Genomic DNA, 12,485 nt, shown 5'->3' with positions numbered 1-12,485 from the left:
GGGTTCGATCAGAACCCGGTATAGGTCGACGCGGCCGCAGCATCGGCGGCCACATAGGTACCGGCGGCCTCACCCAGATTCGCCTGCGCGACATCCAACAAGGTGTTGACTTTGGCGGCCGCCGCCACAAACCGGGCATGGGCGGCCTGAAACGCCGCCGACGACTCCCCCTGGTGAAACGCCTGAGCCGACATCGCCGCCTGCTCGGCCTGACCGATCGTGTGCCGCATCAGCCCCGCCTTGGCGGCAAACGCCGACTGGGAGGCCACCAACTGTGGGATATGAGCATCCAAAAGGCTCATAACATCTCTCCTTTCGACCCGTACGGGTCCACGTGATTCGGAATTCGGTTACTTGCTGTCGTGCGGTAAGCCGTCGCCTCCCCCTCTCCCCGATCCGTCGGGCGCCTCGGGCTCGTTGCTGCCCTGCTCCCAGGTCCCCGGCACCATCGGCATCCGGGGGCCGTTGCCGAACTCATCACCGGCCAGTGCGGTCAGCCCGACCGCCCGGACCCGGCGTTCTTTGGTTGCGGTCCCGGCGAATCCCAGCGTCCCGGCCCCCCGTTCGGAGGCCTGCGCGCCGTGGTCGCCCGTCGAGGGGCCGAAACCGCTATCGGAATCCATGTCCAAGAACTCGTCGCCGTAGTCCCGCAATTCAGACCGCCGGCGCCGCCGCGCGCGCGACTGCCCACGAGTTGCCGCCGCCGCGGCCGCCGCCGGAACCGTAGCGGCCGGCGCCTTGATACCACCGCGACCACCTACCGTCGGCCCCAAGCTCGGCCCCCAATCACCGCTGCCACCCACCGCATAGGCGAAACTGGCGGTCGCGGGAGCTGCCGGGGCCGGCGCTGCGCCCGCAGACGGAGCCGCGCCCGCCGCGGGCGTCGCAGCCCCAGCGGTGCCCGCCCCCGTTACGGCCATGCTGACCGCCGGCCACACCGACCCGGCGGCGACGGCGGCAGCAGCCAGCGGAGTACTCGCCGGCGGAATCACCGCGGGCGCAAGCACAATAGGTAGAAAGGCTATTGCTGCCAAGCCCAGCCCGAGCCCGGCCGGCAACAAGAACGGCGAGCTCAAGATCATGCCCCAGGTCGGCCAGCCGACCAGGTTGAAGAAAATCTGGTAGCCCAGCGCGAACAACAGCGGCCCGTAAGTGATCAGTGCCTGAATGGGATTCGTGAGGAAGGCGATGATGATCTTGATCGAGTTACCAATGGGATCCTGCAGGAACTGCCAGATGAGCTGCAACATCCACCCGTAGAAACCCGTGTAGGCGTTCCAGAGCTGTTGAAGCAACGCTAAGAGCCACTGCCAGGGGTTGACCGCCCCGACAGTGCTCGCCGCACCGCCACCTGGATTCATAACCGTCGGCGCCGGGACGGTGCGCGGCGCCGAAGCCAGTGCCGCACCCGAAGCCGCCTGATAAAGACCCATGACGGCGGCCGCCTGCAACCACATGCGCACGTAATCGGCCTCATTGAGCGTGATGGGAATCGTGTTGATCCCAAAGAAATTCGTCGCCACCAACACGGTGTGAATCACGTGGTTGGCGGCCAACTCCGCTAATGTCGGCATGGCTGCCAAGGCAGTGGTGTAGGCCGCCGCGGCGGCCTCGTGCTGGGCCGCTGCTCCTGCGGCATCCGCACTGGCCTGCGTCAGCCACGCCACATATGGCAAATGCGCGGCCACGTACCACTCCGCGCTGGGCCCCTGCCATGCCCAACCAGGTACCGCCCCCAGTAGCCCACTGAGTTCTGCTGCCGTCGAGGCATACTCGGCACTCAGCTGGCTCCAGGCCGTGGCAGCCGCCACTAGCGAACCCGGGCCCGGACCATTGCTAAGCAACGCCGAATGTACCTCCGGCGGCGAAGCCATCCAGATGGGCGCGGCCATGCTCAGCCGCCCACGACCCCGTACGTAGCGGCGGCGGCCGCATCACCGGCCAGGTAGCTGGCGCCGGATTCGCCCACACCAACGCCGGCGCGTCCCAGCTCTTCGACACCTTCGGCGGTGACGACCGCGTGCTCGACGCCCTGTGCACTGAACCCGGCCGCGGTCTGCAGCGACACCGGATCCGCCGCCGGCGGCACTACCGCGGTAATCACCGGCGCTGCGCTCGCATGCGCGGCGGCCAACCGCGCCGTCAGCGCTTCCACCGCAGCGCTGGCTGCGGCCAGCCCCTCCGGAACCACTCGCAACGTCATGACTGACTCCCCTTCTGTTGGGTTTCACCAGAAACCGCGGCCGCATCGACCAGCGGGTTGATCAACTGCACGTAGGTTGGACTATCACTGTCGGTCAACAGAATTGCTCGTCCAGCAGGCAATCGGGCAAACCGCTCACCGCGAATCTTGCCGCTGTCGGCCGGATTGCCTGCCAACATCAGCGTGGTCGCCTGCAGGTCGTTGAACCGGCGCAGCAACGGACTTGTCATCAGCAGGTGCGCCGATCCAGTGGCACGCCCGGTGACAATCACCCGTAGCCCCAAGTCGCCGGCCTGGGCCAGGAGACCGATCAGCGGGGTCCACGGCCGCTGTCCGATGTAGGGACCGGTCATCGCCGGCGAATCCGGTACCTGGTCGACGTCGTCGATGATCAGGTAGTGGGTGTGCCCGGCAAAGGTCCAGCGGGACAGCTCGGCCGCAGACATCCCGGCCGGCGGCCGGCGCGCCTCGATGAGGTTGGCCAGCCCGAGCATCGCCGGGATGATCCGATCGATGTTGGCGGTGTACTCGTTGTCGGGGAACAGTGGTTCGTCGACCAGGTGTAGCCGGCGGTCCAGCACGGTGAACGCGACCCGGTCGGCGGTGGAGTGCTCGCGGACGGTGCGGATGATGTGGCGCAGCAGCGTCGTCTTTCCTGACCTGGCATCGCCGAACACCATCAGCAGCGGGTTGGCGGCGAGGTCGAGTATCACCGGCGCCAGGTCTTCTTCGCGCTGGCCAATCACCAGTTGGTCGGGACCCCGATACAGTTCGCCGACGGCGTGCGGCGCAAGGTTGGTGGGCAACAACCGAACCGGGGGAGCCGCCATGCCGGGGTAGCGGGCGTTGATCGCGGCCACCGGGTTTGTTTGCGCGTCCAGTTCTGGAGCCGCGAACAGGAAGTGCTCGGCGGCCATGGTCAGTCCGCGGCCGGGCTGGTCGTGCGGGACGGCGTCGGCCGGGCGGCGCAGGGCGCCGACCACCCGCACGTTGCTGTCGCGCGCGTCGTGCAGTCGCAGCTCGAGACGCAGCCCGAGCCCGTCGCGCATCGCCAACGGCACTTCCAGCCAGCTCGGCGTGGTAATGATCACGTGGATCCCGTAGGCAAGGCCCACGTTGACCAGTTCGGTTACCCTGGCCAGCAACGGATTACGGGTGTTGAACTGATCGGTGTTATCGCGGCCGAAGCCATAGAGATTGTCGATGACCAGGAACACCTCACCGAACCCGTCGTCGGGGGTCGAGCCATTAGCACCCCGGTCACGGAATACTTCCCGCTGCTGCCGGGACAACAGCAGTTGCTCGAGCTCGCCGAAGGTGCGGCGGATGCGTTCGGGTTCCAGCGCTGAGGCGACACTGCCGACGTGCGCTAGATCCTGTAGCGCCCGCAGCTGCCCACCGCCGTAGTCCAGGCAATAGAAGCTAACCTCGTGCGGCGAGTGCAGGCTAGCAGCTGAGAGGATGAATGTCTGCAGCGCAGTGGATTTGCCGGACTTGGGGCCGCCGTGGATCACCATATTTCCGGCCGACGACCTAGCGTCAAACACCAACGGGTCGCGCCGCATCTCGAAGGGCCTGTCGATCTCCCCCAGCGGCCAGCGCCACTGCCGGGGGCCCACCCCGGCGCGGGCCAACGCCGCGCTCAGTGGGATCGTTTCGTCGAGTGGCGGCAGCCACAACTGCGGCGCCCGCGGACCGTAGCGGGCCAGTTGTTCGCCGATGGTCGCGATCAGTTTGCGTGGTGGGTCGGCGGGTTCTTGTTCGTCAGTATCGGCGATCACCGTGCCCGGATCCGGTTCCACCGCGGCGGCGGTGAACAGCTTGGGCTCCGGAACGGATTGCACGACAACGGCTTTAGCCGTCTGCGGCGGTTCATAGATCCCGTCGACATAGGTGCTGCGGAACCTTATCGGGGTGGCACCGGGCGCGGGCACCAAAAAGCCCACGCCTTTGTGTTCTTTGCCCGACTCGATGTGGTAGGCGTCCTCCACGCCGATGATCTGGCGAGAAACGCTGGGGCTGGCCACTTTCAGCCCAATCCGATAGGCGGTGTTCTTGTCGATGTCTTTGATCTTGCCCACGTCCAGTGTCTGGGACGCGAATAGGATGTGGATGCGAAACGAGCGACCCTTGCGGGCCACATAGTCGAACAGCTCCGCGTATTCCGGGTGATCGGCCAGCATCAAGGTGAACTCGTCGGCGACCACGAACAGTGTCGGGATGGGCGGCAGGCTATGCCCTGCGGCGATGGCGTTTTCATACTCGAGCACCGAGTTGAACGCGCTGCCCTGGACCTTGCGGCCGGCCTCACGCAGCAGCATCTCGCGACGAGCCACCTCGCCGCGCAGCGTGTCGGCGAACCGATCAGCCAACGACTTCTTCTCGGCCATATTCGAGATCACCGCAACCACCTGCGGGAAATCTCGGAAACTGTCGGCGCCGGCCTCACCCTTGAAGTCGGCGTAGATGACGATGAGCCGCTCCGCGGAGTGTGTGGTCAACAGCGACAACAGAATCGACATCAAAGTCTGCGACTTGCCCGAACCGGTCATGCCGATCATCAGCCCGTGCGGGCCCATCCCGCCCTCGGCTTCGTCTTTGAGGTCGAACATCAGCGGCTCGCCGGTGCCAGTGACACCGATCGGCACGCGTAACTCCTCGTCGCGTCGTCGCGGCGCCCACAGCGCGGGCACATCCAGTCGGGATGCGTCCTCGATGCCCAGCAGTGTGGTGAAACTCGCGCCGCGAGTGGCCGCCGAGCGCAGCCCGGCATGGGTGGGGTTGGAGTCCCACCGCGACAGTCGGCGCGCCAGGTGGGCGGCCTCATCAGCGCTGAATTGGTCGGCGGCGTCGATGTAGGGCTGCCAGCCGCCTGTCTGCCAGCGTTCGATAGCGCCGTGAGCCACCCGCAGGATCGGCTTTTCCGGATCCGAATACTGTTCCCGGTGCGGCGCACTGGCCGAGCAGTGCACGACGGTGACACCCGCGCGGCCCACCGCCAGCGGCGATGCGCCCAGGTCGTAGTCCGGGTCATCGACGACGATCAGCAAGTGCCGCAACGCATCTGTTGGCTGCCCGGTAAACGCCGGGCGGTCTGCCAGGACGGGCCCCAGCAGCGCGATGAGCTCGTCGGGATCGGTCGACAGATTGCGGGCCGGGCCCAGCGCATCGAGGCGGCCGGGAATGTCCACGTGCGGTAACCACTTCAGCCAGTTCCAATCGCGACCCTCCAGATCACGCGCGGCCAGCGCCACCCCGAGCACCGTCGGGTCGTGCCAGGTCACCGCCTGAGCGATCCAGGCGCGTAACACCGCGCGCACCTGTGCGCGCTCCCCCAGCACGGTGATCGGCGAAACCTTGGTCAGGTCGATCCCGGTCGGCACGTCGCCAATGCTGCGCTGGGTGTCGAGCAGGCTGCGTAATGCACTGTGCGACACCGGTTCCAGGTCGATCTCGTCGGCGGTGTCGTTGACTCGCAGCGTAGTAGCCAGCGGTACCGTGTGCCGGCCGGCCCGCAACACCAAAAAGTCGGGGTCGTGCGGGTCACGCTCCCATTGGCGACGTGACCCCGGCACCGACGCCAACGCCGTCGGGTCAGGATGAGACCACAACGCGCTGGCCCGCTGCTCGGCGGCCTGGGCCCGAATGTTGTCCCGCACCACCGATAGGTAACGTAGGTAGTCGGCCCGTTCGGCGTCGACCTCCTCGGTGCGCATCTTCTTGTCGTTGCCGCGGTAGAGCGCGGTGGCCGCCAACAGCAGCACAAATGGGAAGAACAACGTCTGCGGAGAAATCACCCGCATCCCGGTGGCGACCAGCGCCACGATCATCCCCACGATGAGGATCCCGATCAGATAAGGCAGCGCTCGTCGTAGCAGTGACGGTGGGATCACCCGAGGCAGCTCGGGAGGCGCCTCGATGATGATGGTGCCCTGGTGGCTGCTCGGCGGCGCCAGTCGGCGACGAGCCTCAAAGATCAGTCTGCTCACCGGTACCCTCCCTCGGCCGATACCGGACGAGCGGGCCTGCTGTCGGGCACCAAGGTGTCGTGTGCCAGCAGCGCGTCGGCACGCGACAGCGTCGGGCCGGGCACAAACAGCGACAGCACCGACCACGGGATGGGGACCGGGGGCGGGTTCAGGCCAAGGGCCTCAACCGCTTTGCCGCCTCCAGCCACTCCCTGAGGCTCATTGTCGATACCGTAACGCACCCCGGTATCCGACACCCAGAACAACGACCCGGCGCCCGGCGCATCTGGGCCGCCGCCCACCGTCTGGGTGAAGTAGCCAGTACCGGCCGCTAACGCCACTCGGGTTGCCACACCACCGTTGCCGGCGCCGACCAGCTCGACGGTGTGCACCGCATCTGGCACCGGCAGCGCCGAGCCTGCCAACAGAGTCAACGAGCTGGTGGCCGCACCCACCGGCTTGCTCCAGTACGCGCAGGTGACGGGGTCACGGGTAACGTCGACGAGACTTACCGGCTCGCTGGGATAGCGCCTGGTGTCCAACACCCGCGACACCGGCAGCTTGGCGACCTCGTCGGCCCCCAGCCGAGGCGGCTGCTGCAGACCATAGGAGTTGTTGTTGCGCAGGATTGCCGCCAATACCGGCGAAATCTGCTGCAAACCGTCCGGCAGCACCGCGTAGTACTGCACGGTGTCCGATATGGTCTTGCCCGAGTCTTTCAGGGCGTAGGAACTCACCACCGCGCCGATCGGCGCCGGCACACCGAAGCTCGCCGGGTTGCCGGCATCCGGGATGATCGGCGCCGTCAGTGGCGGTGCTTCGGGTATCGCGTTGAACAGCCCCGAGGCGATGATCCGCGGCGCGGGCACGTCGGCGCCCAGGCCGAGGCCGCTGGTGACCGCATGATCGGCCAGATCAATCGGGCTGCGCTTGCCGTCCCACAACAGCCAGGTGCCGGCGCCGCTGTCGACCAGCACCGCCTGCCCGGGCCCGAGCGCGGCCGCGCGTGCGCCGGTGTCCTCCAGCGGGCCGGCAATCACCGTCACACCCACGCCATCCGCACCGCCCCGCGACGGTGCGTTGAGGCCGTCACACACCGTCCAGTTCGCGTCGGTGGAGGTGTTCTGCACCATCCGCTCCGGCGCACCCGGGATGCCGATCAGGTTTCCGCGCGGAAACTGGTCCAACTCAGTACTTTTCACCGTCGTCGGGCTCACCGGCCGGCCGACGATCAGCCGGGCCGAGGTCAGGTTGAGCACCGGGTGCAGCTGCTCGCCCACCCGCACATACAGCGCCGCGGTGGACCGGTCGGCAAGCACCGCGTTGCTACCCGCCTGCCCATTGGGCCGAATCAACGAGAATACGAAGGAGCCGATCAACCCCGTGATCACAATCAGCACACCCATCAGCACCGCGCGTGACTGAGTGCGCAACGGGTCGACCAGCATGCGGGTGTCGTGCAATGCGATTCCGGCGGCGATTCGGCGCATCACGAACCGCCAGCCCGTCACCTGATGGCGGGTGACGAAGCCGCGGCGGTAGACAACCTTGTCGGGGTTGTTGTTGACCGGGGTTCGGGAGGCGAACGAGCGACGGTCGTGGTCGAAGTCGTGGTCGTGCTGCTGGTTCGTCATGCCCGCACCGAGAGCCCGAGGCCACGCAATAGCGGCTCTACCGATCTACCCACGTCGTCGGCCGTGATGGTCATCAGCTCCTCGTCGCTGAACTCACCGGATCCGGCATGTTCGGAATGGTCCAGCCGGAATTCACGCTCTTCTTCGGAGCGTTCGACGATGTTGCGCACAAACCGACCATTGCCCGCGATGTCGAGGCTACGTCGCGAGATTCCGTTGGTATCTGGTGTCGACTCCGCCGCCAACTTGGCGAACAACGCCTCCAAATCGTGCAGCGCGGACTGTTCGAAGACGCTGTCTCGCTGTTCGGCCATCTTGTGCGCGATCTCCACCAGCTCATGGGACGTGTAGGAGGGAAAGTCGATGTTGCGGGTGAAACGCGACCGAAGTCCCTCGTTGGTGTCCAGGAATTTGTCCAGGTCGGCGCGATAGCCGGCGATGATGACCACCAGCCGGTCGCGGTCGTTTTCCATCCTGGCCAACAAGGTGTCAATGGCCACCAACCCGAAGTCGTTCTTGGCGCCGGTGGCCACCAGGGCGTAGGCCTCGTCGAGGAACAGCACCCCGTCCAGCGCGCTGTCGATGATCGCGTTGGTTTTCGCCTCGGTCTCGCCGATGTGTTGGCCGATGAGGTCGGCGCGATGGACCTCGCGGATGTTCTCCCGCTTCAACAAGCCAAGGCCGCAATAGATCTTGGCGACCACCCGGGCAATGGTGGTCTTGCCGGTCCCGGGCGGTCCCGCAAACACCAAGTGGTGCGTGCGTTGGGCGACCGTGAGCCCACGCTGCTTGCGGACCAGTTCCATGGCCACTGAGCTCTTCAGCCGCGACACCTGGCGTTTGACCTCGTCGAGGCCGATGAACTCGGCGAGTTGGAGTTCGGCCTCGTGCAGCAGCGCGGCCTTGCGTTCGTGGGCCGCGGGATCGACGAAATCCTCCGCGCCGGGCTCGGTCGCCGGATCCCACGGATCGGTGCGGGCCTCGATCCGCCCGGCTGTGGTGGTGACGATCCCGAAGCTGGTATCCGACAGCGCCTGCTCGACCTGTTCGTTTTCGGGGTGAGCCGCATACAAGTCCTGCAGCACTTCGCTGGCCGACTCCTCATCCACATGCGCGCGCAGCACCAGCGCTTTGGCCAGTGCACCGTCGACAGCAGCGACCGCGACAGGACCGTCGGGTTCCTCCAGATAAGACAGCGCCGGGGCAAACATGCCCAGTCGGGCCAGTGCGGTGCCCAGGGTGATCTTGGCCGCGTGCGAAAAGGCCTCGTCGAGGTCGGGATCATTAACCATCGGAGTGAGCAGCTTCACGACATCCGACCAGCGCTCGGCGCGGTAGTTGATGACCACGGCGAGCCAACGGGCGGCACGCCAGCCGGCGCGGCGCTCGGTGATACCGGACACCACGTGATTGGCCTTGGCAAACTCCTCCGGCCCGCCCGTCGAAGCCAACGCAGCGGCATACGCGAGGTGGAAATCGTCAGGTCCGGTGGCACGAAAACGCAGGTACAGCCCGGTGTCGTACAGGAAGCCCAAGGCGTTATCGGCCAGTTCCACCTGCCGCTGCAACACACCAGCCGTGGTCGCCGTGCGCGAGGCGGCTTCCAGCACCCCGATGGACTGGTCGCCGGCAGCGGCCAGCCCGGTCCAGGCGTCGCACTGGTCATGGGCGACGCGGGTCAGCGCGGCGAAACCAGACCGGGCGGCAGCCAGGTCCGGCGGACGTTTACGCTGGTAAACCGCGATGCCCAGGGCACGGCAGCAGGTGGCAAATCGACCGACGACGTCAGCGTCTACCTTGCCATTTACCCGAGACGCGACGGGGGAAGCGGCCACCATGCCAATGTCATCACGCTCCACGCCTCCGCTGTCTCCTTCACCTACGCCCGCCATCGGCCGATCCGCCTGAACTTTGCCCCGAAGTTAGCATTGCATAAGCTAACTGTCGAGGCGACCGCGACCAATCGACTCGGCCCTGCGGCCAAGCTTTTAGGCACGGCTGGCAAGATCATGACCGATACTCCATTTCGTTGGTAGCCCGATATGCAGAGTGTAGCTTACTGAACATGATTTTCATTATGGAGCCCGGGGTGCCGGCAGCGCGAACGGTGCGCCGTCAGACGCGGGCGGCACTGACCAGGGTGTTGCGGGCGAACATCGGCCCGGCTTCGGATTCCGGTCCGGGTACCGGGCGACCCACCGCTTCGAGGTAGTCGTTCAACAGCGTAGCGACCGCGGTCCAACCTCGCTCGCCGAACCACTCGGCGGCCGGCGCGCATCGCTCGTTGTAGACCAGTTGAAAAAACGGGTGCTCCTCGGCTCCCTCGGCGATCGCGGCGCGCTCCTCTTCGACCTTAGCCGCATATTCGTCTGGCCCCATTGGGGCACCATCCTCGACGGCGACGTGGCTTCGGCGCCCGGCCAGGGCATCGATGCCGGTGAATAGCCGCTCCTGGGCGGTGGCCGGGAGATAGATCAGCAGCCCTTCGGCAATCCATGCCGACGGTGCAGCCGCATCGAAACCACTGTCCCGCAAGGCTTGTGGCCAATCGTCACGCAGGTCGACGGCGATCTCGCGGCGCAGGGCGCGCGGTTGGGCACCGTGGCTGGCGAGCACCTCGCGCTTGAAATCAAGGACCTGCGGGCGGTCCAGCTCAAAAACCGTGGTCCCGTCGGGCCAAGGCAGCCGGTACGCGCGCGAGTCCAGCCCCGCCGCCAGGATGACCACCTGCCGCGCGCCGGCGGCGGCGGCCCGACGGAAATACTCGTCGAAATACTTGGTGCGGGCACCCTGGAAGTTGACGAAGTGCTCGCCGAAATCGGTGCTCTTCAACTTGTGGTCGGGAAGCTTGCCGTCGAGCACATCGGCCCACGAACCGCCGACGGCACGGCAGAACGCCTCCGCATATGGGTCGACGACCAGCGGGTCGGACTTCTGGGCTTCCAGCGCTCGCGCCGTCGCGACAAACAGCGCGGTCGAACCGACACTCGTTGTGATGTCCCAGCTATCACCTTCGGTACGCACCCAATCGACCCTACGCGGCTAGCTCAGCCCCGATCTCCAGGCTCCGCCGAGCCAGGCGCATCCCGGTCCGGATCCCACGAACCCGGCACCATTGGCGTCGTTGGCCCGTCGCCGAAATCATCGCCAGCCAGCGTGGTCATCCCGGCCGCGTCGGCAACCGCCTCCCTGCGGGCCGTCCCGGCAAAGCCCAGATGTCCGGCACCCCGATCCGAGGCCACCGTGGATGTGACTGGGTCTTCGCCGGGCGGAGGGCCCCAGTCCGGATCGACGTCGATGTTCATATCCATAAACTCGTCGCCGTATCCGCGCCGCGTGACACGGCGCCGCCGCCGCGCCCGCGCTTGGTCACGTACGGCCGCCGCGGCCGCCGCCGCCGCCGCACTATCGGGCTGTGGTGCCTTGCGTTGAGCGCTGGCGCTGGCGCTCATCCCCGAGCCGAACCCGATGCCGGGCGGAGCGATGGCGTAGGGATAGCCGAACCCGGCGGCGCCGGGTGCCGGCGGCGGTGCCGGCGTGGCGCTGGCCACCGTGCTGGCCGCCGGCGCGGACGCCGGCGCGGCTGCCGACGCAACCGCCGCGCCCGGCGCGGCCATGGTCGGGGCCATCGCGACCGCCGGCAATGTCGACGGGGCCGCCGCGACGGGTGCTAGCGCCGGGATAGCCGCCGGCTGCATGCCGGCCAAGCCGGATAGCCCGGCGAACCCGGTCACCGCACCCAAGTTGGAGATGACGGAACCGAGTGCGACCGCCAGCAACTGCGGGGACTGGCTCAACGCCTCAACAATCTGCACAATGTGGGTCGGGTAGTCGAACAATAGAAGCTCAAAGTAGAACTGAAATGCCTCCACCGGATTGACAAACAGTTCCTGAACAAACGTTTCAAAGTCCTTACTGAATTCGATGGCACGAACAACCCACCAGATTGGTTGGGCTGCGTCCGTATAATCTTCGAACGGGATTCCGTTCATGGTGCCCTCGGCGGGATCCCAGATCAGGCGCCCACCGCTGATGATGCGCAATATCTCCGCGACCAGATAGTCCAGCGGGGTCGGTTCGCCCCCGTGATCGTGGTCATGATCGTGGTCATCGTCGGCCGCTTCGGCTGCCAAGATCGGCGGCGCCGGGGTGGTCTGCGGTGCCGACGCCACCGCGGCCTCGGCGACCGCTTGATAGGTCGCCATCGTGCTGGCGGCCTGCGTCCACATCCGCGCGTAGTCGGCCTCGTTGAGCGCGATCGGGATGGTGTTGATGCCGAAGAAGTTCGTCGCCACCAAGACCCCGTGAAGCGTGTGGTTGGCGGCCAGCTCGACCAACGTCGGCATGGCCGCCACCGCGGTCGTGTAGGCCGCGGCCACGGTCTCGTGCCGGGCGGCCGCTTCCGCGCTGGTTTCGCTGGCCCGCATTAACCACGCGAGGTACGGCGCGTGGGCGGCCACATAAGCCGCGGCGCTGGGCCCCTGCCAAGCGCCGGTCTGCACGGCGCCCAGCAGCCCTATGAGCTCGTCGGCGACCGCGGCGTATTCGGCGCTCAGCGACGACCACACCCCGGCCGCCGACAACACCGAGCCCGGCCCCGGCCCGCTGCTGAGCAACGCCGAATGCACCTCGGGCGGCGAGGCCATCCACAGCGTCATAGCCGTAAACACCACAGAGGAC

General features: G+C 66.7%; 8 protein-coding genes. All 8 read right to left on the bottom strand.

Going from position 1 to position 12,485, the window contains the following annotated elements:
* Nucleotides 1-8: 8 nt before the first annotated feature.
* Nucleotides 9-302: an ESAT-6 like protein EsxG gene (gene esxG, locus Rv0287; RefSeq protein ID NP_214801.1), complete on the bottom strand. Its 294-nt coding sequence runs from the start codon at nt 300-302 to the stop codon at nt 9-11.
* 48 nt (nt 303-350) lie between these two features.
* A complete protein-coding gene (gene PPE4, locus Rv0286) occupies nt 351-1,892 on the bottom strand; it encodes a PPE family protein PPE4 (protein YP_177711.1) in 1,542 nt (513 codons plus the stop codon).
* A gap of 2 nt (nt 1,893-1,894) precedes the next feature.
* Nucleotides 1,895-2,203, bottom strand: coding sequence for a PE family protein PE5 (gene PE5 / locus Rv0285; RefSeq protein ID YP_177710.1), 309 nt, complete (start codon nt 2,201-2,203; stop codon nt 1,895-1,897).
* Complete coding sequence (eccC3, locus tag Rv0284; protein ID NP_214798.1) at nt 2,200-6,192, bottom strand: ESX-3 secretion system protein EccC3; 3,993 nt, start codon at nt 6,190-6,192, stop codon at nt 2,200-2,202. Before eccC3 ends, PE5 begins: the two co-directional genes overlap by 4 nt.
* Complete coding sequence (gene eccB3, locus Rv0283) at nt 6,189-7,805, bottom strand: ESX-3 secretion system protein EccB3 (protein NP_214797.1); 1,617 nt, start codon at nt 7,803-7,805, stop codon at nt 6,189-6,191. The genes eccC3 and eccB3 overlap by 4 nt, the downstream gene beginning before the upstream one ends.
* Complete coding sequence (gene eccA3 / locus Rv0282; protein NP_214796.1) at nt 7,802-9,697, bottom strand: ESX-3 secretion system protein EccA; 1,896 nt, start codon at nt 9,695-9,697, stop codon at nt 7,802-7,804. Before eccA3 ends, eccB3 begins: the two co-directional genes overlap by 4 nt.
* A 223-nt stretch (nt 9,698-9,920) precedes the next feature.
* A complete protein-coding gene (locus tag Rv0281; protein ID NP_214795.1) occupies nt 9,921-10,829 on the bottom strand; it encodes an S-adenosylmethionine-dependent methyltransferase in 909 nt (302 codons plus the stop codon).
* Nucleotides 10,830-10,852: 23 nt separating this feature from the next.
* On the bottom strand, nt 10,853-12,463 hold the full coding sequence (PPE3, locus tag Rv0280; RefSeq protein YP_177709.1) for a PPE family protein PPE3: 1,611 nt from the start codon (nt 12,461-12,463) through the stop codon (nt 10,853-10,855).
* Between the last annotated feature and the right edge of the window lie 22 nt (nt 12,464-12,485).

Origin of the sequence: Mycobacterium tuberculosis H37Rv (assembly GCF_000195955.2) — a bacterium.
In the GTDB taxonomy this organism is placed as follows: Bacteria; Actinomycetota; Actinomycetes; order Mycobacteriales; family Mycobacteriaceae; genus Mycobacterium; species Mycobacterium tuberculosis.
The sequence above is the reverse complement of the archived record's forward strand: the minus strand, read 5'-3'. Positions and strand labels throughout refer to the sequence as shown.